This window comes from Rhodococcoides trifolii (genome assembly GCF_014635345.1).
Lineage (GTDB): Bacteria > Actinomycetota > Actinomycetes > Mycobacteriales > Mycobacteriaceae > Rhodococcoides > Rhodococcoides trifolii.
Genome location: NZ_BMCU01000001.1, coordinates 1,345,320 through 1,369,686, shown reverse-complemented (window position 1 = coordinate 1,369,686; position 24,367 = coordinate 1,345,320). Strand labels below are relative to the sequence as shown.

Below are 24,367 nucleotides of genomic sequence, written 5' to 3'. Positions count from 1 at the left end.
GAAGAAGGAGAGCAGATGCCATTTGCGATCACCGCCAGCGGCTTGCGCAAGAGTTACGGCGACATTCACGCCCTCGACGGTCTCGATCTCGAGGTGCCCGAGGGCACGGTCATGGCCCTGCTCGGTCCCAACGGAGCAGGCAAGACCACCACCATCCGCGTCCTGACGACTCTGCTGCAGGCCGATTCCGGCACCGCCACCGTCGTCGGACTGGACGTGGTGAAGGACGCACGCGAGCTGAAGTCGCGGATCGGTGTCTCGGGTCAGTACTCGGCCGTCGACGAACATCTGACGGGCTACGAGAACCTCGACATGGTGGGTCGGCTGTATCACCTCGGTCGAGCCAAAAGCCGATCGCGGGCCCGCGAACTGCTCGAACGATTCGACCTCAGCGACGCGGCCGACCGCCCGGTCAAGGGCTATTCCGGCGGCATGCGACGGCGCCTCGATCTCGCCGGCGCACTGGTCGCCGACCCGCCGGTGCTCTTCCTCGACGAACCGACCACCGGACTCGACCCGCGCGCCCGCGTCGAGTTGTGGGCCGTCATCGAGGAACTCGTGGCGTCCGGTACGACGCTGCTGCTCACCACCCAGTACCTCGAAGAGGCCGACAAGCTGGCCGACTCGATTGCAGTGATCGACCGCGGCACGGTGATCGAGCGCGGAACGGCCGACGAACTGAAAGACCGCATCGGTGGAACGCGGATCGAGCTGACGCTGCCGGAGAGCACCGACATGGCTGCGGCGCGCACCGTGCTCGAACAGTTCGCACCCGGCCGCGTCGAGGTCGACGAGAGCTCACGCGAGGTGAGCGTCGGCGTCACCGACGGATCCGCATCGCTGACCGAGGCGCTGATCCTGCTGCGCGACAAAGACATTGCCCCCACCGACGTGCGACTGGGCCGACCGAGCCTCGACGACGTGTTCATGAAACTGACCGGGCATGCGACCGAGCTCGAAGAACCGGAGGCACAGAAATGAACGCCGTCACCATGGCAGTGACCGATGGCGCCACCATCGCCAAACGCAACCTCATCAAGATCAAGCGCGTCCCCGACCTGATCGTCTTCACGCTGCTCTCGCCGATCATGTTCGTTCTCGTCTTCGCGTTCATCTTCGGCTCCGCCATCGAGATCCCCGGGATGTCCTACCGCGAGTTCCTGATCGCCGGCATCTTCGCGCAGACCGTCATCTTCGGATCCACGTGGACGGGGCTCGGGCTGGCCGAGGACATGCAGAAGGGCATCATCGACAGGTTCCGCACGCTACCGATGGCGCCGTCGGCCGTGCTGATCGGACGCACCAGCAGCGACATCGCCATCAACGTCATCAGCCTGGTGGTGATGTCGCTGACCGGCCTGCTCGTCGGCTGGCGCATCAGGTCCTCGTTCTTCGAGGCACTGCTCGGGTTCGTTCTGCTACTGCTCTTCGCGTACGCACTGTCGTGGCTGATGGCGGTCATCGGGTTGTGGATCCGCACCCCCGAGGTGTTCAACAACGCCAGCTTCATCGTGATCTTCCCGCTGACGTTCATCGCGAACACGTTCGTACAGAGCAGTGACCTCCCGTCGTTCCTGAAACCGGTGGCGGAGTGGAACCCGGTCTCGGCGATCACCCAGGCCAGCCGCGTGCTGTTCGGAAACGTGAACCCGGCGCTCCCCCCGCCCGATGCGTGGCCGCTGCAACATCCGGTGATCGCGACCCTGGCGTGGTCGGCGATCATGCTGATCGTCTTCGTGCCGCTGGCGATCAACCGGTACAAGAAGGCCGTGAGTCGCTAAGGTCTTCGCGGTGACTGCGGTGACTGCACCTGAGGCCGACCCGCTCGACGACCTGGTCGAGGAGCTCTACACGGATCGGGCCCGTGCGTGGGAGGCCGCGCTCGTCACGGCGCAGACATTTCTCGACACCATCGCCGACGAGATTCTGGACAACCTCGACCGGGACCGGTTGAACGCGGACACCGCACGCATCAAGGATCCGGCGCGCGCTGCGGACAAGATCAGGCGGCGGATCGCCGAGGGCCGGATCGATATGCCGCGGACCCCCGACGACGTCGCGAGCGCGCTCAGCGACATCGTCGGGGTCAAGGTGCTGTGCAAGTCACCGCGTGACCTCACCGCCTTCACCGAGAAGCTCGTGCAGGCGTGCGAGTCGGCGCACTGTCCCATCGATTTCGCCGAGACCCCGGTCGACTACGTCACCTATCCCAAACCCAGCGGTTACCGCGCATTCCACGCGGTGCTCGTGGTCGGGGTCGCGACGCACCAGGGGATCGTCAGCGTCAAGGTCGAAGTGCAGGTCAAAACACGCCTGCAGGACGCCTGGGGCGAGCTGACGCACGAGGACATGTACAAACCGGGCGGCGCACTCAAGCCCACAGAACGCCACTCGGAGTACGCCACCAGCATGGCCACTCTCCTTGCCGAGGTCGACGCCATGGCCGACACCCTCGCAAGCCAGCTCGAGGAGCTGACCACCGCGGCGGGTGCGCAAGCCTCGGGGCCCACGATCCGGGTGCGTGTGGTGCGCACCGGCCCGCGGTACGCCCTCGCCGTCGCCGACGACGGGCGTCGAGGTCTCATTCCGGCGCGGTCGGTCAAGGATGCGGCGAAGTCCAGGCAGCGCATCAAGGTCGACCACTATCTGAGCGTCGGCCAGCACGTGGACGTCACCGTCGACGACACGGACGACGCTCTCTACTACAACGTGGTGGGTCCGTTGGAGCGAACCAAACCGCTCTGACCGAGCCGTGCCTTTAGTCTTGGAGGAACGCCCACCCGTCGGCCCCAAGATCGAGGACATGTAACGATGCCGGACTCCGAGAGCAGCGCCGACGCGCACCTCGACCTGTTCCGGTACCTCTCGGCCGACGAGCGGCACGAGTACATCGCCGTTCTGGATCGGTTGACCTCGGGTGTCCTGGTGGACATGTCGGCCGGGGTGGTGGCCGAGAGCGTGGACCTCGACGTGGACACCGTCGAGGCGCGCTGCCGACAACTGGTCGAGTGGGGAAACCTCGCTCCGTCTACGCGCGACACGCGCGTCGAGACCGTCGCCGACTACGTGCGAGCCCGCGCGCGCTACCAGGTGACGAGCCTGGGCCGACGCGTCCACCGTGGAGCCGTCGAGATCCTCCACGCCACGGACGGCGCCCGCGAGGTGACCAGGGAACTGCTCGGCCGGATCGCCGACGGCGTCGGCGGGCTGCCGACGCTGCTGGACGCCCCCACCCCCGATGGGAACCTCATCGCGGGGATCGTCACGGGCGTCTTCAACGATCACCGACTCTTCACCGAGAGCGTCGCCGAGTTCTACGCGTACCTGGCCGACACTTTGGGCCGGTTCGACCTCGGCGGTGACGACTACACCGAACTCAAGTCCGTTCTGCTCGACTACGTCGACCTCATCACCGCCGACGTGAACCGCCACGCGCCCGAGGTGTCCGCTGCACTGGACCGGGTTCCCGATTCCCTGTTCGACGTTCTCGACGCCGTTCCGCGTCTGGTGCTGACCGACGTCCACGTCGAGCGGCCCGCGGGGCGCACGCGCGAGGAGTGGGACGGCCTGCGACGCTGGTACGCCGGCCACGGTGCCGGATCGGGTCCGGCCGAACTACGGGCCGCCGCCGGCCGAGCCCTCGGGCAGTTGCTCTCGAACGCCAAGCGCATTCTCGACGCATCCGACTCCGGCTTCTCCCGGCGAGCGGACCTGCTGCGGCTCGCGTCGTGGTTCGACTCGTCCTCCGACGAGGATGCCGAGCGTCTCTTCGCCGCCACGTTCGGCGCCCAGCCCACCCGACACCTGCTGCTCGGCCCCGACGAACCCGACCCGCGTGTGGGCCCCGGAACATCGTGGTGGACCGCCGATCCCATCACCGTCCCGGTGTCGCTGCGCGAGCGCGGAGACCGCGTCTCGCGCGGCCGTGTCTCGCGGGTGCCGGACACGACCGCCGACCGGCGGCGAGTGGACGAGATCGCCCGTTCCGACGCCCTCCGCACCCGTGACGCTGCCGCCGAACTCGCCACCCTCGGACCGCTCGATGGCGCTCGATTGTCCAGTGCCGCAAGGGTACTGCTGCTCGAACAGCTGGGCCGCCTGCTGGCTGCAGCCGACGATCCGGGGCTGGGCGGCCAGTGGAGCGACGACGATCTCGGGCTGCGTCTGACGGCGACAACCGGCGCGGACACGGTCGTGCAGTCACCCGACGGGACACTCACCGTGCACGATCTGGTGCTCGCGGTGGAGCCGCTGAACAGTCGGCATGCGGACGACGCCCGCCGGAGCGCGCGGTGACCGAATCTCTGGGCACCCTTTCGCAGGACGCCGCGGGTAGGCAGGAGGCCAGCCGGGAGTTGTTGCAGCGGCCCATCATCACCGCGGCGCGTGACCCGGAGTTGTTGTCGCTCATCCGCAAACACGCGACGGCCCTCAAGTCGACCTTCGCCTCGGAACTCGGATACACACTGATCGTCGAGTCGACGTTCGCGCGGCTGGTCAAGACCCCGCTCGAACCGACGGCACCGACGCGAGCGCTGCGCCGGCCCAACGGTGTTCCGCTCGGCGCATCGTCGTACGCGCTGCTGGCGCTCACCGGCGCGGCCCTTCTGGCGCCCGGAATGGGTGATCAGGTACTGCTGTCGACGCTCGTCGCCCAAGTCCGCGAGGACGCCGCAGCACGCGGAATTGCCCTGTCGGAGAACATCACCGATCGTCGACGACTCGTCGCCGCCCTGCAGGTCCTCGTCGAGTGGGGCCTGCTCGGCGAGACCGACGGAACTGTGACGGCGTGGGGCGACAACGCGAGCAACGACGCCCTGCTCTCCGTCGCGCGTCCCCTGCTGCCCCACTTGCTGACCCACCCGTTGGGACCCGACACCGAGCTCGCGCACGTTCTCGCCGTCCCGACCGACGACCCGAGGAAGCGTCTGCGTCGACGTCTCGTGGAGGACCCGATCAGCTTGCGCCGAGACCTCAGCGACAGTGAACAGGACGTTCTCGCGCGCGAGAAGACCGACCTGACACGGCAACTGGACGAGTACTTCGGTCTCACGTTGGAGGTCCGCGCCGAGGGAGTCCTCGCGTACGACTCCGATGCCCGCCTCAGCGACATCGAGTTCCCCGGCAGCGGAAGCCTCAAGCAGGCCACCCTGCTGCTGGTCGGGGAGCTGGTGGAACGGCTTCCGGCTGCGCAGGCGCGAACCGAACTGCTCGCGCCGTGGCCGCTGGTCGATCAGATCCTGTCCGAACTGACCGCGGAGAACGAGCGGTCGTGGAAGCAGGAGTACGTCGATTCGGTTGTCGCGCTGCGCACCGACGTGGTGGCACTCCTCCACGACTTCCGCATGGCCGAGTCCCGCGAGAACGGACTTGCCCTCCACGCCCACGCCGCCCGCTACCGACCCACGACGGGATCACCCACGTGACCGAACCACTAGGTGCCAAACATTACGACCATCGCTGGCGACTCACCCGCGCCGGCGTCGTGAACGTGTGGCACTACCTCGACACCGAGTTCACCATCTCGGGTGGTCGGCTGATCCTGCGTGGCGCCAACGGATCCGGTAAATCACGCGCTCTGGAGATGCTGCTTCCCTACCTCCTCGACGGTGACCGTCGACGGATGGATGCGACCGGGTCGAACAAGGTCAACCTCGACGAGCTCATGCGAACCGGCGCGCGCGGACAGAACAACCGGCTGGGATATCTGTGGATGGAGCTCGAGAACGACCGCGGGCATCTCACCGTCGGCGCACACGTCAAGTACAGCACCACGGCGAACCGCAGCGAAGTGCTGTTCTTCACCACCCACCGACGCGTCGGGCACGATCTTCGGTTGATCGCCGACAACCGAGAGGCACTGTCGCGGGACGACCTGACCGCCGCTGTCGGCCCCGGCAACCTGTCCAAGACTCCGGAGGAGCATCGGGAAGCCGTCCGCACCAAGGTGTTCGGGCTGCAGGGCGAGTCCGGCAAGGATCGATTCGCCGGGCTGATGCAGTTGCTGCACACCTTGCGCTCGCCCGACGTCGGTAACCGCATCGACGAGGGCAAGCTTCCGCAGATTTTGTCGGACGCGCTCCCGCCGCTGAGCGAGCAGACCTTGGGAGCGGCGGGCGAACAACTCGACGGCCTCACCGAAACTCGTCAGTCGCAGCAACGCCTCGAAGCCACCCTCGAGAACGTCGAGCGGTTCCGCAGCACCTATTCCGACTACGCCGCAACGATTCTGCACGACACCGCCGTCCGTGTGCGCGAGGGCGTCGACGCCGTCTCCACCGCGCGGGGAATCGAGGGCACGCACGTCGCGATCGCGGAGCGGTTGGCGTCGGAACTCGGCGCAGCGACCGCACTGCGCCAGGATCTGACGGACGAGCGAGCCGAACTGGTGCGTGCGCTCGACGCCTTCCGCGAACACGACCTGTTCAAGTCGGCCGACGATCTGCACCAGCGAGACGTGGCGGTGGCGGCGCTGCGCAACACGGCAGAGCAGTCGCTCGGCTTCGCTCGGCGTGCCCGCATCGCCGAGGTGAACGCCGCGGACCGACTCATCGGCCGCTACGACGACGTGCGCACCGCGGCGCGAGATGCGGCTACGACTCTCACGGCGGTGCTGCAGGATTCGAGTTCTGCCGGACTCGGAACAGACGACCTACCGACCGAGATCCACATCGTCGATCGGGTCCGCGAGCCCGAGCAGGGAACCGTCACCGATTCACTGGACGGCTTCCCGTCCTCGATCGTCCGTCCGACCTTCACCGAGGCGACCACCGTCCCAGCTGATCTCGGGCCCGCAGCGACCGCTGCCGAGAGGGCCGCCGAGGCCGCCGAACATCGTCATCAGCAGGCGACGCGGAGGCTGCAGGAAGCTACCCGCCTCGAGGTCGAACGCGGGCGCATTCGGGAACTCGAACTGCACGCCGAACATGCTCGCGCGGAAGCCGATCGTGACGACGCACGCGCCACCGATGCGGCCGAGGCGCGTGACGAGCTTGCGATCACCACGAATCACGCCTGGCGGCAATGGTTCTCGAACCCGACGACGCAATCGGTGCTGCCCGATATTGCCGCCCGCCCCGAGGTCGACGCCGTACTGTCCGACATCGAGGCCTTCGCCGGTGAGTCGGTGTCCGGACCCGACCTCGACGCGCTTCCCGCTCGGGCCGCCCGCTCGGTTCGGGAGCAGTGGGCTGTCGAACTCGCCACGCTCGGTGAGTACGGAGACAGGCGTGCCGAGATCGAGCGCGACCGGTCCACGCTGGACGCGCATCTCGACTCGGCGCCGTCGTCCACCGCGCTGGTCGCGGCCCGTGCGACGGCGTCCGCCCTGGCCGAGTTCGCCCTGACGAGTACTCGCCGCGCCCGCGACGCCGAGCGGGACGCCGGCCGTGAACGCGACTCGTGGAGTGCCGAATTCGAGAATCACCGTCTCGCGTGCCACGGTATGGACCTGCCGGTGAGTGTGGCCGACCTGGCCGCCGTCGACGCGGCGTGCCGGCGAGTGTCTCTGTCGGCCACCGGGTTCGGTGCCGCCTGCCGTACCACTGTTCGGCGCACCGCGGCAGCCACGTCCGCGGCGACCGAGTTCGGATACGCGACCAACGATCGTGTGCACGCCGAGAGCGCGGCGGAGGATCGGCGGTTGCAGTGGCACGATCACGCGTCCAAGCTTGCCTCGGCCCACGATGCACTGGAGGTTCCACTTCAGGAGCTGAGCATCGAACTGAATCGGACGCTGGAGCAGCATCGGGTCACCGAGGACAACCTGAACGACGCGTCGCGTGCGGTCAACGATCTGCAGAATCAGCTCGCGGCGGCACGGACGGACGTGGCGGTGGCGGCCGAGAAAGAGTCGGCGCGCGCCGCAGAGCTCATCGAGCGGGTAACCGAATACAACGCGCGCGTACGCCTTCCGGGTCTGGCACCTGCGGTGACTGACGCATCCATCCCCGTGGTCGCGCATCCGGACGACACCGAACACATCCGCCAGATCGTCGCCTCGGCCTTGGGCGCCGTCGGCACGCACGACGCGGTGACCGTCAACGAGCTCATCACTGCCCTGCAGCGCTTCCAGCGCGACTCCTCCGGGCAACTCGACGTCTCCGAACGCGTCGAGGACGGTGTGTACGTGGTGCACATCGACGGAGCGGGTGACAGTCACCATCCCGTCGAGGTGCTGGACTATCTGAACCGTCGCGTCACCGAGGGCAAGCAAGCACTCGGCCAGCGCGAGCGAGACGTGTTCACCGGCTTCGTGCTCGGCGGGGTGTCCGACGAACTGCGTAGGCGGATCGAGCAGGCGCGCGAGTTGATCGAGGCGATGAATTCGAGTCTGAGTACCAGCCGGACCTCGCACGGAATCGGTGTGCGGATGGGGTGGCACCTCGAGAAGGACGAGCCCGAGTTGGCGCGCATTCTCGAGTTGCTGTCAGCCGAGCACTCGTCGAACTCCGACGAGCTCGTCGGACTTCTGCGGGGCCGCGTCGAGCAGTTGCACGCCGAGGATCCCAGCGCCGGGTACGCCGCCCACCTGGCCACGGCGCTCGACTACCGAACGTGGCACGCCGTCGAGGTCACCATTCTCGGTCCCGAGCCCGATCAGCAGCGCCGCATCTCCAAACGCGCCAAGATCTCGCAGGGCGAGACGCGCTTCGTGTCGTACGCGGCTCTCTTCGCGGCGGCGGACGGGTACCTGTCGAGCCTTCCCGACGCCGACAACGCCCTGCGGCTCGTGCTGCTCGACGACGCGTTCGCCAAGATCGACGAGAGCACGATCGGCGAGCTGATGGGCCTCCTCGTTCGGTTGGACATCGACTTCGTGATGACCGGCCACGCGCTCTGGGGAACGGTTCCCGAGGTACCTGCACTGGACATCTACGAGATCCGACGACTCGGCGACAGTGCCGTCATCACCACGCGAGTGCACTGGGACGGCAAGCACAAACATCTGCATGCGCTCGGGTAATTCACAGCCCCATCTCATTTTCGACGAGTAGAACTGACTTCCCGTGACAGCTTTACGCAACTCCCCCGAGGTGACGTCGCCTCCCGCGCCGGCTCGTCATCGCGGGTGGGCGCTGCCGCTGTCGGCCTTCGGCATCTTTGCCGCGCTGTACTCGGCTCTGTCGCTCATGGGCCAGCGCCAACTTCGGACGTCGGGCTTCGATTTGGGCATCTTCGTTCAGGAAGTGTCGGGATACGCACATCTGCGGGCACCGGTGTCCAACCTGCTCGGCACCGGCTACACCACGCTCGGTGACCACTTCTCGCCCATCACCGCCCTGCTCGCGCCGTTCTACCGGGCGTTCCCGTCACCGGACACGCTGCTGATCGCCCAAGCCGTTCTGTTCGCGGTCGGCGTCGTCCCCCTGACCCGTTGGGCGCAGAACGCCTTCGGTAAGCGCATCGCTCTGATCGTGGCGCTCGGCTACGGCCTCTCGTTCGGTCTGCAGTCGGCGCTGAACTTCGACTTTCACGAAATCGCGTTCGCTGTCCCCATCCTGGCGTTCTCGGTGGTCGCGCTCGGGCAGGGCCGGTGGCGGACGGCCATGCTCTGGGCGCTGCCTCTCGTGTTCGTCAAGGAGGACATGGGCCTCACCGTCGCCGTGATCGGCGCACTGGTGGCCTTCTGGACATCCGGACGTACTCGCTTCTGGGGAATCGCAACGGCTGTGTGGGGGCTCGGGTGGACTGCCCTGGCTGTCAAGGTGATCATTCCGGCCCTGAGCAGCGACGACGCATACAACCAGGGGTCGAACCTCCCTCCGCTGGGCTCCGGCATCGCCGACACCGCGCATGGACTGGTGGCCGGCGACTCTCGGGCGGCGACGATCCTTCTTCTTCTCGCCATCACCGGATTTGCGGCACTGCGGTCACCGCTCACCCTGATCGCCGCCCCGACCGTCGCGTGGCGCTTCCTGAGCGGCAACTCGAACTACTGGGTGCCGATCTACCACTACAACGCGATCCTGATGCCAATTCTCTTCGCGGCGCTGATCGACGCCGTGATCCGCGGTCGACGAGATATGCACCTGTCGCGTCGCGCTCAGCGGGTGATCTTCGGTGCGGTCGCAGTCGTGGCCATCGGGTCGCTCCCGTTCACCCCGCTCTCGCGCCTGGCGAACGCCGACGGTTGGCGCGTCGATCCGCAGGCCGTCACGGCCGCCGACATCGCGTCGAGCATCCCCGCCGGCGACTCCATCGCCGCGTCCAACAACCTGGTGCCGCAATTCGTCTCGACCCATGACGTGACCGTGTTTCCGCAGCGACCGGCCGATACCTCGACACCCGATTGGATAGTGGTCAACCGAGCCCACCCGCCCGGCTGGCCCCTCGACCGGGTCGGCGACGACAAGGCGATCAGCGACGCCCTGGCCGACGGTTATGTGTTGACTGCCGACGTCGACGGAATCGAAGTGCTCGAACGCGTCGCTCGGTGAGCCCAGAACACCGCCGCCGCGCCGACCAGTGAGATGACCGCTGTGACCACGGCTGCGTGATTCCACCCGGTGGCGAGAGACGCCGCCACGGCCGGCCCGGACCCCGGCCGTGCCGCGATGACGGCCACGACCGTGACCCCGATGGCCGACCCCACGTATCGAGCGGTGTTGTTTGCGCCGCTGCCGAGACCGCCGCGTCCGGCCGGAACGCTGGCGACGGCCTCACGTCCGAGTGCCGCGTTCAGCACACCGCTGGCAACACCGGCGACGAGAAGTCCGGGCAGGAAACGCACCCACGTCGAGTCGGCGGAGATGCCCACCAGCGCCAACTGGCCGACGGCCACGCCGATCAACCCGACACCCAGCTGCGGCCGACCGCCGAAGCGCGGCGGGATGCGTCGCGCCAACAGGGCGGTGACGACACTCGACCCCGACCACGCGAAGAGTAGAAACGCTCCTCCCAGGGCCGAGATGCCGAGTGCCCCGCCGAGGAACGCACCCATGTAGGACATGAGCGCAATGATCCCGGCGCCGGTCGCCAGAGCCGCGACCGTCGCGGCCACGAACGGCGGCTGACGGAACAGGCCGAGATCGAGCATCGCTGTGTCGCTTCGTAATTCGACCACCACGAACAATCCGAGCAGAACCACGGCTGCGACTGCGAGGACGACGACGTGTACCTGCACCCACCCCTGACGTCCTTCGACGAGCGTCGCCAGCAACGTACTGACGCCGGCGGCAAGCAGGATCGTTCCTGTCAGGTCCAGCCCACGTCGGTTGTCCGCCCGCGATTCCTCGACGACGCGCATTGCCGCGACGGCGAGAACCACGACAGCGACGACGAGCAACCAGTACGCGTCCCGCCAGTTCGCGAACCGATCGAGAGTCGCCGAGACCAGCGGCCCCAGTGCGATACCGCCGCCCACGCTGGCACCCCACACCCCCGATGCCGCCGCGCGTTCCGGACCGGGAGGGAACGCATGCGCGATGATTCCGAGGCTGGCGGCGACGATGGCAGCGCCACCGAGACCCTGCACGACGCGGGCGCCGACGAACACCTGCGTGGTGGGTGCCAGAGCGCAGGCGAGGGACCCGATCGCGAGGACCGCGCAGCCGATCACGAACGCGCGGCGGCGGCCGAAGTCGTCGGAGATCGTGCCGCTCGAGAGCAACGCGGCACCGAGGCCGATGGCCATCGAGCTCAGGATCCACGTCCTGCCCGCGGTGTCGGCGCCGAGGGTGGACGCCGTGGCGTTCAACGTGGCCAGTGGTGCGGTGAACGCGACGAGCGTCAGCATTGTGCCGAGTGCAGACACGGCCAGTGCGTGCGAGCGATTCATGACGGTCAACGTAGCATTATTCGGTCTGGTGAACAGACCGATGCGTAGGATCGGTCGCATGGCACTCGGAGTCGACTACACGCGACAGGACTGCTCGCTCGCCCGCGCACTGGAGACGGTCGGCGAACGTTGGACCTTGCTGATCCTGCGCGACAGCGTCTTCGGGGTCCGGCGCTTCACCGACTTCCAGGTGCACCTCGACATCTCCAAGGCCGTGCTGACCACGCGACTCACTTCCCTGGTCGACGACGGACTGCTCGTCAAGACGGGCGAGGAGTACCTCCCGACCGACGATGCACTCGCTCTGTGGCCGGCACTGGTCGCGTTGACGTCATGGGCGGAACGTCGATCACCGAACGGACCCCGCCGCGTCTTCACACACGCCGACTGCGGAACCGATCTGGACGCAGGTCGGTGCCCGAGATGCGAGGTGTCGCCGACGCCCGATCGGGTCGACATGCGGGCCGGACCAGGAGCGGATCCAGCGATTCGGTCCGACATGATCTCGGTCGCGTTGAGAAGCCCGCGCCGACTGTTGACGCCGTTCCGGTAGCGAGAAGAGGTAACGAGGAGTCATCAGACCGACTCCGTATCGATACTCGCGCGGCGTGGTGAGGCCCGTAGACCCGCTAACATCATCGCCATGAAGGGTACGAAACTGCTGGCGTGTGGCGTGATGGCTGCTGTGATCGCGTTGACCGGCTCCACTACCGCAGCCGCCGAGCCGGCTCCCGCACCGCCGAAGTCTCCCGTCGACATCGCGCTGGACGCAGCGATCGCGGCTGCGCAGTCCGGCGTCCAGCGGGCGCAGACGGACGTTGCCGCCTACCCCATCCCGGTTCCCTTCGGAACGAACATGCTCGCACCGCAGCAGCAGTTCTTCTACGACACCTTCGCGAACAGCTGCACCGGCTACTACAACAACCGCAACCCGCTGCGCAACTCGTCACAGGGTCGCGCGTGGGGCGTCTCCGGACCTGCGGCGGATCCGACGCTGCCGTACTTCATCGAGCCCGGCAGTGTCCATTTCATGTTCTTCGGCATCGACACCCCGATCGACATGGGCAAGCAGACCGACACGCTGTGGGTCACCTGGTTCAACCTCGCCAACGGCCAGCGCGGCGACGCGCCCCTGCGCAGCGAGCGCACCTGGGTTGCGCAGCAGCTCGCCGGCCTGCCCACCGGTCCGGAGACGTTGTCCGTGACCGTCCCGACCGGACCCGGCCTCGTCGCGGCCGTGATTCACGGTTCGACCCAGACCATCTTCGGTACGCAGTGCGACTACCTGCCGGTCGCGGGAGTCGTCAACGCCCCGTAGCCCCAGCTAGGGCGTCGGGTTACCCAGGTTGGGCCCGGCGGGCGCAGCCTTCTCCACCGTTGGCGACGGATTCGTCATCATGCCGACCGTCGGCTCGTCCGACGGTGATGGTGCCTGCGGCGCGGGCTCGGATGTCGGGGCGGGATTGGCCATCTGTGTCGAATCGGCCTGCGAATGCTGCTGCGGCACAGGCGGATCCGAAGGTTCCGGGTCGGGCTCGGGATCGGGGCCCGGCCCCGGCGTCGGCTGATGCGTCGGTGCGGACTGCACCTGCGGTTGCGCGGGCAACGGAGCCGGTTGCGGTGCGGGGACAGGCGCCGGTTCGGGATCCGGGTCTCGCCTCGGCGGTTGCGGCGCAGGCGTCTGCGCCGCCGGAGGGGTCTGCGTGACGGGTTCCGGCTCGGGCTCGGGCGGCGCCACCACTGCGGGTGCGACGACCTCGGGTGCAGGCGGCGGCTGCTGCGGTGCAGGTGCCTGCTCGACAGGAGCCTGCTCGACCAGTGCCTGCTCTACGGGCGGCACGTAACCGGGAATCTCGAACGGCAACTCCGGTAGGACGAACACCGGCGGGACCCACGGGGGCGGCGGCGGAGCGGCTGCTTCCGAGCTCTGCCGATCCTCCTCGCGCTGCTCCTTCTGCCGCTCCTCGCGCTGGGCGTCTGCCTCCGCGTCCTTCGCATCCTGCGCCGCCTTGGCGTCGGCTCTCATCTTGTCGAGCTTCTCGTTCTGGTCCTGCCGCTGCTTCTCGACGGCGGCAGCACCGGTCGGCTTGTCGTCGTCGGTGGGAGCAGCCCACGCCGTCGACGGGCCGACCAGACCGATGGTCGCAGCTGCCGCCACACCCAACCCGGCGATGACCATCGATTTCCAATACGGCAGCGACACAGGCTTGTCGACGGACACTGGCTTGTTGGCGGACACAGGCTTGTTGGCGGACACAGTCCGGGAACCCCTTCGGTTGAGCGCAGTTACGGAGCAGGGCACTGCTGCTCACAATCGGTCTTCGACACGATCGAGTAGATGCCGTCGTTCTCGGCGACCGTGAATTGTTGGTTGTACGGATGCTCGACGCCGTCGGACGTCGTCAGGGTGAGAACCGCATCGAACACGGAGGGATCCGACGTCGGCGTGACGGCCAACCGGTGTTGCATGGCCGGATCGACCGCGTCGATGGTCTTCTGCAACTCGTCGGTCCGGGCAGCGGCGTCGGCCGGTGAGACCTCCGGAAGAGTCCACAGCGACGCGGCCCCGTCCGCGCTGCGATCGGTGTAGTACCTGTCGTCGTACGCCTGAATGACCGCGGGTCCGCTCGCGCGCGCTGCGTCCAGGCTCGGAACCGATTGCGCAGCAACGGCAGTGGGCGACACCGTGTCCGCATCCGATCGATCGGCGAGGTGGAACACACCGACTGCACTCACCGCCGCGAGCGCCACCGTGGCGCACGCCACCACGCCGCGAACCGGGAAACGTCGCGGCGTTGGGTCGTGATCGTCGACGGGAGCGGAGCCGCCCCGCGTCGACCACTGCCGCAGGGCAGCGGTGGTCACGTCGAAGGACTGCGAATCCTCGGTCGCAGCAACGGCATCGGAGCGAGAGGGTCCGGTGGCCATCGAGTGCGCGATCACTGCAGCGGCATGCGTCCATGCCCGCAACGTCCCCTCGGGAAGGGCGGCATGGTCGATGCGCTCCCACGAGGCCAGCGCGGGCTCGAAGGGTACGTCGACGATGGTGCGCACTCCGCATTCGGTCAGACGCCGACGCACTTCGTCGACGACGGCCGCGGGCGCTCCGCGTGGGGGCGGGGAGGCGATCACGATGGCGCGCTCGACGAGATCGTCGAGACCGCGCGCGCTGAGCGTTGCAAGCATGGATGTCACCGACGACGCGGCGCCGCGGCGGTAGGGAATCGGAATCACCAGTTGATCCGCCGACGACGTCGCCCACTTCCACGCGGTCGCGCGATCGTCGTTGCCGGTGTCGAAGATGGTGATCTGGCGGTGCTGTGCCAGCGTGTTCCCGATCGCGACGAGTTCGGGTGTCGTGATCGACTCCATGTGCCGGGCTGCGCGATCGGACGCCAGGATCTCGTCGCCCGTGGGCTGTCGACACAGGTAACGCGACAACCCGGAATCGGCGGACTGCGCTTCGTTCGTGTCGGCGAGCAACCCCCACACGGTGTGGCCGTCGGCGGTGTTGGTGGCGGAGCGTTGACCGAGATTTCCTCGGACTCCGGCGATGTCCCACGCGACGACGTCGCCTCCGCGATGACGCCCGAAGAGGTTGGCGAGCATGACGACGGTCGGCGTCTTACCCATGCCGCCTTCGGTGTTCGCGACGACGATCGACTGGCGGGCCGGGAGCGCGCACCGAATGGCGTTGATGTCGTCCCGAGCCTCGAGTTCGGCGGCACTGGCCGAGAGCAGCGACGCGCCGCCGAACAGCTCGTTCACCTTGCCGCGCAGGCCCCACCGGGCCGGTCCGCTTTCGACAGGCGGGGCGTCGGGCGTGCCGGAACGAACGCGACGTACGCCGCGCTCGGGCTCTACCGAAGTTGCCATGCCTGATTCCCTCCGCGGACGGGCTATCCCCCTCACGTACCGGTTTCCGCAGCAAAACAATCTTTACGCCCGAAACCGTCCGAATATTAGCGCACCGATTAATGGCGTGGGAGATAACCGCACTCGCAGTTATGTGTTAATCCACAACTCGAATCACGAGTCACTCGCGCAACGTGCGCCTCAAGCCACTGGCTCGCAGAACCTGCCGCTCGACCCCTGCACGCACAGCGGCCTCCGTTCCGATCACCCGAACGTGCTTCCGGGCGCGGGTAATCGCCGTGTACAGGAGCTCGCGAGTGAGAAGCGACGATGCTTCCGCCGGTAGCAACACTGTGACGGTGTTGTACTGACTGCCCTGGCTTCTGTGAATTGTCATGGCGTACACCGTCTGAATTGCCGACAATTGACTCGGGTGCAGCAAGAACGGTGTGGAGCCGCGCTGGAATGCGGCCCACAGGCGGGCAGGCCCGGGGACGGCCGGGTCGTCGGCTCGTTCGTCTTCTCCCTGCACGATGACGCCGGTGTCGCCGTTGTAGATGCGCGTTTCGTGATCGTTCGCCGTCACCAGCAACGGCTGGCCCGGATACCAGCGCGCGGGGTCGAGAATCGTTCCCTGCGCCTCACCGACCCACTCCATCGCGGTGCGGGCCCACCGCTGCACTCCGTACGGACCGTCTCGGTGCGCACACAGCAGGCGATGTCGTTCGAGTCCGTCCAGTGCCTCGACCGCGCGACCCTGCAGGGCGGCCTCGGTCACCACGGCAGCGGTGTCGACGACATCCTTCCTGACGCCGACCAGATCCTCGGGACCGTGGAACGACAAGTTCGACGACGCGCCGCCGAGCAGGCGGAGCACGGCATCGGCGTCGCCGTCGCGCACGGCCACCGCCAGGTCGGCGATCTCACCACCGAACCGCCGGCCCCGGCTCAATCGCACCACCCCGCTGCGCAAACGGTCGCGCTCGACCGCGGTCAGCGCCTTCTCGTCGGGATCGTCGGCGGCGTCCAAGTCGTGTCCGACGAGGGACGTCAGAGCCGGTGTGAGAGAACCGGTCACGGGCCGCGCCACCAGATCGGCCAGCACGGCCCCTGCGTCGACGGACGTCAACTGGTCGGGATCGCCCACCAGCAGCACACGGGTGTCCGGACGGACCGCTTCGAGGAGCCGACTCATCATCGTCAGTGACACCATCGAGGTCTCGTCGACCACCACCACGTCGTACGGCAATCGATTGCCGGCGTTGTACTTGAACCGGGATTTGCTGCCGGGTTGCCACCCGAGTAAACGGTGCAGCGTCATCGCCGACAGGTCGGGCGGCAGCGACAGTTCCGCGGACTGCTCGCTTACGGACTCCTGTAGGCGTGCGGCAGCCTTCCCGGTGGGCGCAGCAAGTCCGATCCGTAACGACTTCCCCTGTGCCGCAACGAGGATCGCAAGAATGCGTGCCACGGTGTGCGTCTTGCCGGTGCCGGGTCCGCCGGCGATCACCGTCGTCCAGGTGGTCGCGGCGAGGGCCGCGGCGATGCGCTGACGGTCGGGCGCCGATGCATCTCCGAACCGCAGCGTCAGTTGTGACGCCAAGGCATCGACGTCCACCTCGGGATGTGACGCCGACCGCTGGTCGAGCACCTGCCGAATCATCTGCTCCTGCAGAAAGTATCGGTCGAGGTACAGCAACAGCCCCTCGTCCGTCTCCACCAGGCGCAACGGCCGCAGTGGCCCCCGCTCGCCCCCGATGATCAGAGGGCTGCGGCGCAGCGCGGCCGTGACGTCGGCAACGTCCGGCCACGGCAGAGCGTCGACGTCGACCTCCGACTCGTCGTCCACCGTGACGTCCCGAAACCTGTTGAGATCCAGACACACCGAGCCGGATCGGACGGCGCGCACCGCCAGCGCCGTGGCCAACAACACGTCCTCCGACGCCTCGCCGCCGAGGTGCGCGAGCCGGAGCGCGACGTGGACGTCGGCCGCGGCGAGCACCCCGGCCTCGTTGAACTCGCGCAGAACGCCCTTGCCACGCTGGGCCACCGTCGCGGTGATCACGCGCCCACCCCGGCGAGGAGGTCGGACAGTTCCGACACGAGCGCAGCCGGCGGATTCCAGTCGAATACCCCGCACCCAGCTGGAGTCTCGGGGCCGACCATCCCGCGCACGAAGTGATACTGCGCCCCGCCCAGGTGTCGATCGGCGCGGTAACCGGGCAGTCGCCACCGCAGATACCGATGCAGTGCAACCGAATACAGCAAGGCCTGCAACGGGTAGTGGGACCGCATCATCTCCCCCGCCATCCGCTCACGACTGAAATGGGCCACAGTGAGGTCACCGCGCGAAATGCGGTTGGTCTTGTAGTCGACGATCACGAACCGCTCTCCGTCGACGCGGAGCACCGAGTCGATGCTGCCGGTCAGGTACCCGCGCAGGGGAACGGCCGCGAGGGTGTCGAGCATGTCGGCGTACGGGGCCAGCACATCGTCGGCCGGCAGATGCGAACGAACAAGCGCAGCAATGTTCTTCACGGTGACCAGCTCGGTCTCGGGATCGTCGCCACCGACGAGCGGCAGTTCGAAATCCAGCTCGGCCAGACGATCCGCCGGCCCGATGTCGGCCAGTGTTCCGAAGCCCAGCGGCGTGTGGAGCACCGGTATCAGCGCGGCGGCGAGAGCCTCCGGATCGACGTCGGCCAAGCGAGATGCCACCGCTTCTCGGCAACGCCGCACCACCTCTGCGTTCAGATCCTCGACTCCGGTGTCGACGTGTTCGAGCACCTCGTGCACCAGGGTCCCGAACGCCGCGCCGGCAGGCATTCCGTTCATCGGCGACGGTATCCCTGTCAGCACGTCCTCGACGGGTGGCTCCCCGTCGGGCTCGTCGGTCTTCTCCTCACGTTCGGTCTCGCTGCCGACACCGGGGGTCTCGTGCGCGGAGGCCGTGAGGGCCGAGTACGACGTGCGGCGCCACGCCATGTCGAGGATGCGGTCGAATCGGGCGGCCGCCAGGGAACCCGTCTGCGACGCGGTCGGCGCCCAGTGCGCCTCGGGCACTGCGCGGGTGTCGACGAATTCGACCGAGATCGCGCCGTCCGGACCGTCACCGGCCCAGTTTTCGAGATGAGACTGCACGATGTCGTCGGCCGGGACTTTCGGTTTCGGCTCGGGTGTGCGCACGCCCGGCAGTCGGCCGAACAGCAACCGGTGCGCAGGTGAGTCGCGCGTTCCCCAGCTCGGGGCCCACCACATGGTGACGGCGCACTGCGCGCGGGTGAGGGCGACGTAGAACAGCCGCAGTTCCTCACCCGCTTGCTCGGTGTCGTGCATCGACTTCCGGCCCGAGTACCCCGGCCCGGTGGACCCGCCGACGTCCAGCACGCGCCGCCCGTCGTCCTCGTGCAGCAGGAGTGACGCAGGCTCGTACATGGAGAACGCGTCCCACACGTACGGGACGTAGACGATCGGAAACTCGAGGCCCTTGGTGGCGTGAATGGTCGCGACCTGAACGGCGGCGGCGTCACTGTCGAGCCGACGGCTGCGGTCTGCGGGGCCGCCCGAGGGATCTTTTACGCGATCGGTCAACCACCGTGTCAGTGCCGTGAGGCCGAACGACTCCTCCACCGCGGCCTTGTTCAGCAACTGCGCGATGTGCCGAAGGTCGGTCAGGTGCCGCTCCCCCGCGTCGAGTGCGAGCAGCCGACTTTCCAGGTGCGCCTCCCAGGACATGCGCTCGAAGACGGCCGCAAAACCCGCCTGCGCGAACAACATCGAAAGGTTACGAAGCTGGTTGCTCACCGCGGCGACCGCGTCGTCGCCGCGGGAGTCGAGATCGGCGGCAGTCCATCCGAGCAGCGGTGTCAGAGCGGCCAACCGCACCCGATCGGATCTGTGCGGTTGTTCCAGAGCCTGCAGTACCCACAGCCAGTCGGTGGCGCCGGCGGTGGCGAACACCGACGTTCCGCCGGCGAGCACCGAGGGCACACCGGCCCGATCCAACGCGTCGCGCACGAGGCCCACCTGTCGCCACGTCCGCAGCAGCACGGCGACGTCACCCGGCGCTACCGGTCGAGACTCTCCGTGGAGCTCCACTGTGGTTGCACTGGTGAGTAATTCGACGATGTCCGCCGCCACGTCCTCCGCGACCCGCTCGCGTACAGGCCCGACCGTGGGAAAACCCGACCGATTCAGCGGACCCATTCCGGTACGCGGCAGGTAGCGGACTCGCAACGGCACCACCGACGGGATGCGCGATTCGGGGTGGTTCGCGTCCACGTGGTGCACCACGATGTCGTCGTGGCCCAGCGCGGCACCTTGATAGACGTGCTCCAGGGCATCGAGCAGGGGCTTGTCGCTGCGCCAATTGGTGGTGAGCTCTTGATGGCTGTCCGCTATGCGAGAAGCCTCCAGATAACTCAGTACCTCCGCGCCGCGGAACGCGTAGATGGCCTGCTTCGGATCGCCGACCAGGACCAAGGTGCTGCTGCGGTGGAACGCGTGTTCCAGGATCTCCCACTGCAACGGATCGGTGTCCTGGAACTCGTCGACGAGCACGACACGGAACCGGTTGCTGATTCGCGCGCAGGCCGCGTCGCCGTGGTTCGGGTCGACGATCACGTCGCGCAGCATCTGGAGTAGATCGTCGTAATCACGCACGCCCAGAACTCTTTTGCGCCTCTCGACCTCGGCGCGCGCCTTCCGCGCAAAGATGACTCGGTGGCCCGCGACGGAGTCCTCGTTCTCCTCCGGCACCAGAATGGCCTGCCGGTCCCCGACGGCGGCCATCGCGACCGAGCGAGCCTCCTTCGGTTCGATGGTGGCCGGGGCGTCCGATCGGGAGTACGTCCGTAGGTACAGATCGTCGGCGACTTCCGCTACGAGGTCGTCGAGGTCCTCGACGAACACCGAATCGGGCTCGCGTTCACCGCCGATGCCCAACCCGTCGAGCATCCGCTGGCAGAAGCTGTGCGTCGTGGCGATGGTGCCGGAGTCGAAATCCGACAGCGCTTTGGTGAGGCGTCGCCGCCGCAGCTCGACCTCCGCCGGATCGGTGTCGGCAAGGCAGCGCACTACTTCGTCGGCGTGCGTGCGCGCAGTCTCGATGTCGGCCAATGCCGTTGACACCGAGGCGAACCGGGAGCGAGTGCGATCGCGAAGTTCCTGGGTGGCCGTTTTGCTGAACGTCACGAGGAGAAGCTGGGACACGTCGGCGACGCCCTCGGCGACGAAGCGGGTCGCGAGACCGACGATGGCGTACGTCTTGCCGGTGCCGGCGCTCGCTTCCAGGACTGTCGTGCCCGTCGGGAGCGGTGCGGTGAGGTCGAAGTTCATGGCTGTCCCTGCGTTTCCCGGTCCAGAAGTGGACGCCACAGGCGGAAGGCCAAGGCGCCGAATCGCGTCGGATCGTCGCTCCACGAAGCTTCGTCACCCTCGGGTGGCCCATCGCCGAGCGACGCGAGCGTTGGGGACTTTCCGTAGACGTAGACGATGCTGCGATCGGTGTTGTCGCCGAACTTGTCCGAGAACGTCTCACTTGCTGCCGTGAGGGCAGCATCGGCGTTCACCCCTCTCGCTCGGCGTTCCGCGTACACGGCAGTCGAGTCGGTGGCCATCGGCAGCGGAGCCGCCATTCCTCGGTCGCGGAGGTCGACCAGTTGCCGCAGAATGTCGACCGCGTGCGCCGGTGCGGACATCGTCGACCGGGAGATAGGAATGCTGCGTTTGCCCTTGCCGGTGGTGACAGCCTCCCAGATGCCGTCCGGTGCATACGCCGACAACGCCAGCAGATGAACCCACGCTTCCAACCGGTGTTTGGGGCCGAGCGTCGAATAGCGGGTCCGCGCAACCACATAGCCGTGAATGCCGGGGATCGTTCCGGTGATGCGGCGGCCGTCACCGAGGTCGACGGCGACGTCGACGCTGGTCGGAGCGCCCACGTGCACCGACCGCGACGCCGCCGCCAGCGCCATGACGCCGCTCTCGATGAAGTTCAGTTGCCGCGCACCTTGTTTGAACGGGGGCAGTGTTCCGCGCCGCCATTCTGCGGCGGCGAACTCGGACAGTTCGGTGCCGCCGAGCACCGCGGACAGCATCCGGTCACCGATGTTCCACCGGGAGAGCGGCGCCAACTCCACATCGAGCGCGTCGGCAATGTCGTCGTCGACTTCGGGGACACGGAATCGCAGCCGCTGTCGTAGGAATGCCTGCGTCGGGTTCTGTACGAAGGCAACCAGGTCGGAGAGGTTCACGTCGCCGGTCGGCATCTCGGGCAACGGCGACGGCAGGAAGGGCGGAATCGGCTCGGAAGGCCGTCGACTGGCTCTCGCACCCGCCAGCGCACCGGTGTCGAAACTGAATGGCGTCACCGCGTCGAAGTTGCGAGGGTCGAACGGCTGCAACGGGTGGCGCTGGACAGGGTCGGCCCCCGCGGTCAGCGTGACCACGTCCAACAACTCGCTCAGCGGAATGGCGGGCGGCTTCGACACCCCCGATACCGGATCGGCGCCCGTGTAGAACAACAGCAGTCGATCGCTCGCGGACATCACGGCATCGAGAAGCAGCTGACGATCCTCGCTGCGCAGATCTCGTTCGCCGACAAGCGGATTCCGTGCCAGGACGTCGTCTCCGTCGGTGTTGCTCGTGCGCGGGAAGACGTCGTCGTCCAACCCGAGCAGGACCACCACGCGGTGCGGCACCGACCGCATGGGGACCATGGTGCACACCGTCAGTTCGCCGGTGCGGAAATTGGCCCGTGTCGGGCGACCCGCCAACCGGCTCGCCAACATGGCCCGCACGTCGGCGAGGCGCAGCTCGGTCGTCGCGCCGTGTTCGGTGGCGTCGGCCAGCTCTCGGTGCGCCCCCGCCACCTGCCACTGGTCCGCGACGCGGACGTCGGTCAGTAGATCCAGCGAGCGGCGCAGCACCCGTATCCAGTCCGAGACCGTCTGCGGCCCTTGCAGATCGCGCAGGACCACGGCGAGGCGATCGACCATCTCGGCGAACCGGCCGGCCAGATCGATGTCGTTGCCGTCGACGTCGTCGAGCGGGAGCGCGAGGTCGAGCCAGCTGTTGTCGGTCTCGTCCGCCGCGACGCCGAGCAGAATGCGATCGACAGCGGTGTTGAACGTGTTCTGCGGGAAGTCGCCGAGTCCGTAGGCCTCGCGCTGTCTCGATCCGATTCCCCACCGCGCGCCCGACGCATGCGTCCACTCCCGCAACCGCTCGAGGTCGTCGTCGGTGAAGCGAAACATGGTGCGCACGGGCGCACTCGTGGCGAGGTCGAGTACCTGGCTGGCAGTCACACGGCCCTCGGCCAGTTCGAGGAACGTGGCAACGGAGGCGAGCAGCGGATTGGTCTGACGCAGACCGCGATCGGCGAGTCGCACGCGCAGCCGATGCCCGGGATGCCCCAACAGACCCTGCCCGAAGGTTGCACGTACGAGCGGCGCATAGGTCTCGACGTCAGGACACAGGACGAGCACGTCCCGCGGTTCCAGCGTCGGGTCCTCGGTGAACAAGTGCAGCAAGCACTCTCGCAGCACCTCGACCTGGCGCGGCGCCCCGTGGCACGCATGCACCTGAACGGTGCCGTCCAGGGTGGCGCTGGTCGTCGGCGTGCGGTCGAGGCGAATGTCGTCCTGAATGCGGCCCAGCAACGTGGCCGGCGCGTCGACAGCCTCGTGATGAACGTCCTCGACGTCGAGCGAGCCGAGGCGCACCTGAAGTTCGCGGACGTCTCGCGCGAGCGAGGACAAGAGCGGGTGCGGGACGTCGAGAGCGGTGTTGTCGGCGGATCGGCGGAGGTGAGTCGGCTTCGTGGCCAGGGACGTCCACATGGCGGGGCTGGGATGGGGAATCCACAGGTGCACATCTCGACCGGTCGCCAGCGCGGACACCACCTGCAGTTGATCGGCACTCAGGCGAGTCGGACCGAACAGCGACAGCCGCTCGGGGAAGTCGACCAGGTCGGGCTGACGACGGAGCGCATCGCACGCTTCTCCCAGGCGTTCGGCCGGACTCGGGCTACCGATGCGTGTGCGCAGTCGTTGCCACAACTCCGCCTGCCACAGGAGGTCGGACGGCAACGACTCCCCCACACCGTCCGTGTACGCACCGGCGGACCAGTCGATCAGCATCTGGGGGCGAGCAGCGGCGTAGCCACGGAGAAGATCGGTGACGTGTGCTGCGGTGGCCCACCGTCGGCCCGCGCGGTACCCCTCGGTCGAGCCCGTCGAGGAGTCGTACCCGAGGTGCCTGGCCAACACCGCGCACCACGGTTCGCTGAGACTGTCGTCGATGACCGCCAGCGTGGCCCACAGGACCCGACCCGGCGACCACGGATCGTCGTCTGCCTCGAGGCCGCTCGCAGCGGATATCGCGGTGTCGACCAGTCGGGTGGGCGTCGGGAAGTCGATGTTGGCGGCAATGCCGTCCCCGGTCGACGTACCCAGCACCGTCGACAGCCGTTGGTTCAGCCACCGCTCGACGCCTTTGGCCGGTACGGAAACGATCTCCCGAGTGAAGGGATCTGCGAGTGGCGTCGACAGCACCTGTCCCAGGGCATCGGCGAGCGTTCCGGAACGCTCGGCGCGATGCAGAATCAACATGCCCTGCACCGTAGCCGGTGGGTCGGACAGGCTTCCACGCATTCGAGGGTCGACGGAACCGTTCGGGGTGCGCGTGCGTCGAAGAGAGTGGGGGGAGAAAGATGCGGCGGCCGGCGCCGCT

Annotated in this window: 15 protein-coding genes; 9 read left to right on the top strand and 6 right to left on the bottom strand. The window is 67.6% G+C overall.

All coding sequences use genetic code 11. The features are described from left to right. Positions 1 to 15: 15 nt before the first annotated feature. The 7 genes from IEW02_RS06390 (at position 16) to IEW02_RS06360 (ending at position 10,439) form a co-directional block, all read left to right on the top strand. Positions 16 to 981 (top strand): ATP-binding cassette domain-containing protein, encoded by a 966-nt coding sequence (locus IEW02_RS06390; RefSeq protein WP_188543791.1) that lies wholly within the window; start codon positions 16 to 18, stop codon positions 979 to 981. Then, positions 978 to 1,781: an ABC transporter permease gene (locus tag IEW02_RS06385; RefSeq protein WP_188543790.1), complete on the top strand. Its 804-nt coding sequence runs from the start codon at positions 978 to 980 to the stop codon at positions 1,779 to 1,781. Before IEW02_RS06390 ends, IEW02_RS06385 begins: the two co-directional genes overlap by 4 nt. Positions 1,782 to 1,800: 19 nt before the next feature. Then, complete coding sequence (locus IEW02_RS06380) at positions 1,801 to 2,745, top strand: GTP pyrophosphokinase (protein ID WP_188543789.1); 945 nt, start codon at positions 1,801 to 1,803, stop codon at positions 2,743 to 2,745. Between the two features lie 66 nt (positions 2,746 to 2,811). Beyond that, complete coding sequence (locus IEW02_RS06375; RefSeq protein WP_188543788.1) at positions 2,812 to 4,296, top strand: TIGR02677 family protein; 1,485 nt, start codon at positions 2,812 to 2,814, stop codon at positions 4,294 to 4,296. Beyond that, the gene (locus IEW02_RS06370) at positions 4,293 to 5,426 is read left to right on the top strand and encodes a TIGR02678 family protein (RefSeq protein ID WP_188543787.1); all 1,134 of its coding nucleotides are present in this window, start codon (positions 4,293 to 4,295) and stop codon (positions 5,424 to 5,426) included. The genes IEW02_RS06375 and IEW02_RS06370 overlap by 4 nt, the downstream gene beginning before the upstream one ends. Further along, complete coding sequence (locus IEW02_RS06365; RefSeq protein ID WP_188543786.1) at positions 5,423 to 8,965, top strand: SbcC/MukB-like Walker B domain-containing protein; 3,543 nt, start codon at positions 5,423 to 5,425, stop codon at positions 8,963 to 8,965. The genes IEW02_RS06370 and IEW02_RS06365 overlap by 4 nt, the downstream gene beginning before the upstream one ends. Before the next feature lie 43 nt (positions 8,966 to 9,008). Next, positions 9,009 to 10,439, top strand: a complete 1,431-nt coding sequence (locus tag IEW02_RS06360) for a DUF2079 domain-containing protein (protein WP_229745801.1) — start codon at positions 9,009 to 9,011, stop codon at positions 10,437 to 10,439. Here the strand turns inward: IEW02_RS06360 and IEW02_RS06355 are convergent. Further along, positions 10,382 to 11,779 carry an MFS transporter gene (locus IEW02_RS06355; RefSeq protein WP_188543785.1) on the bottom strand — a complete coding sequence of 466 codons (1,398 nt, stop codon included), beginning with the start codon at positions 11,777 to 11,779 and terminating at the stop codon, positions 10,382 to 10,384. The genes IEW02_RS06360 and IEW02_RS06355 overlap by 58 nt on opposite strands. 58 nt (positions 11,780 to 11,837) lie before the next feature. Here IEW02_RS06355 and IEW02_RS06350 point away from each other — a divergent pair, with 58 nt between their 5' ends. After that, the gene (locus tag IEW02_RS06350; RefSeq protein WP_188543784.1) at positions 11,838 to 12,332 is read left to right on the top strand and encodes a winged helix-turn-helix transcriptional regulator; all 495 of its coding nucleotides are present in this window, start codon (positions 11,838 to 11,840) and stop codon (positions 12,330 to 12,332) included. A gap of 90 nt (positions 12,333 to 12,422) precedes the next feature. After that, positions 12,423 to 13,097, top strand: a complete 675-nt coding sequence (locus IEW02_RS06345; protein ID WP_188543783.1) for an Rv1157c family protein — start codon at positions 12,423 to 12,425, stop codon at positions 13,095 to 13,097. Positions 13,098 to 13,103: 6 nt separating this feature from the next. Here the strand turns inward: IEW02_RS06345 and IEW02_RS06340 are convergent, their stop codons facing one another. The 5 genes from IEW02_RS06340 to recC form a co-directional block, all read right to left on the bottom strand. Continuing rightward, positions 13,104 to 14,036 (bottom strand): hypothetical protein, encoded by a 933-nt coding sequence (locus tag IEW02_RS06340; protein ID WP_188543782.1) that lies wholly within the window; start codon positions 14,034 to 14,036, stop codon positions 13,104 to 13,106. A gap of 29 nt (positions 14,037 to 14,065) precedes the next feature. After that, complete coding sequence (locus IEW02_RS06335) at positions 14,066 to 15,655, bottom strand: MinD/ParA family ATP-binding protein (protein WP_188543781.1); 1,590 nt, start codon at positions 15,653 to 15,655, stop codon at positions 14,066 to 14,068. 160 nt (positions 15,656 to 15,815) lie between these two features. After that, on the bottom strand, positions 15,816 to 17,699 hold the full coding sequence (gene recD, locus IEW02_RS06330) for an exodeoxyribonuclease V subunit alpha (RefSeq protein ID WP_188543780.1): 1,884 nt from the start codon (positions 17,697 to 17,699) through the stop codon (positions 15,816 to 15,818). Then, positions 17,696 to 20,971 (bottom strand): UvrD-helicase domain-containing protein, encoded by a 3,276-nt coding sequence (locus IEW02_RS06325; protein ID WP_188543779.1) that lies wholly within the window; start codon positions 20,969 to 20,971, stop codon positions 17,696 to 17,698. Before IEW02_RS06325 ends, recD begins: the two co-directional genes overlap by 4 nt. Next, positions 20,968 to 24,246, bottom strand: coding sequence for an exodeoxyribonuclease V subunit gamma (gene recC / locus IEW02_RS06320; RefSeq protein WP_188543778.1), 3,279 nt, complete (start codon positions 24,244 to 24,246; stop codon positions 20,968 to 20,970). Before recC ends, IEW02_RS06325 begins: the two co-directional genes overlap by 4 nt. Positions 24,247 to 24,367 lie beyond the last annotated feature (121 nt).

Bases quoted from the DNA above. Each gene is read 5' to 3' on its own strand.
- recC (WP_188543778.1), bottom strand. From the start codon at position 24,246: ATGTTGATTCTGCATCGCGCCGAGCGTTCCGGAACGCTCGCCGATGCC.
- IEW02_RS06385 (WP_188543790.1), top strand. From the start codon at position 978: ATGAACGCCGTCACCATGGCAGTGACCGATGGCGCCACCATCGCCAAA.
- IEW02_RS06355 (WP_188543785.1), bottom strand. From the start codon at position 11,779: ATGAATCGCTCGCACGCACTGGCCGTGTCTGCACTCGGCACAATGCTG.
- IEW02_RS06350 (WP_188543784.1), top strand. From the start codon at position 11,838: ATGGCACTCGGAGTCGACTACACGCGACAGGACTGCTCGCTCGCCCGC.
- IEW02_RS06345 (WP_188543783.1), top strand. From the start codon at position 12,423: ATGAAGGGTACGAAACTGCTGGCGTGTGGCGTGATGGCTGCTGTGATC.
- IEW02_RS06390 (WP_188543791.1), top strand. From the start codon at position 16: ATGCCATTTGCGATCACCGCCAGCGGCTTGCGCAAGAGTTACGGCGAC.
- IEW02_RS06335 (WP_188543781.1), bottom strand. From the start codon at position 15,655: ATGGCAACTTCGGTAGAGCCCGAGCGCGGCGTACGTCGCGTTCGTTCC.
- IEW02_RS06375 (WP_188543788.1), top strand. From the start codon at position 2,812: ATGCCGGACTCCGAGAGCAGCGCCGACGCGCACCTCGACCTGTTCCGG.
- IEW02_RS06325 (WP_188543779.1), bottom strand. From the start codon at position 20,971: ATGAACTTCGACCTCACCGCACCGCTCCCGACGGGCACGACAGTCCTG.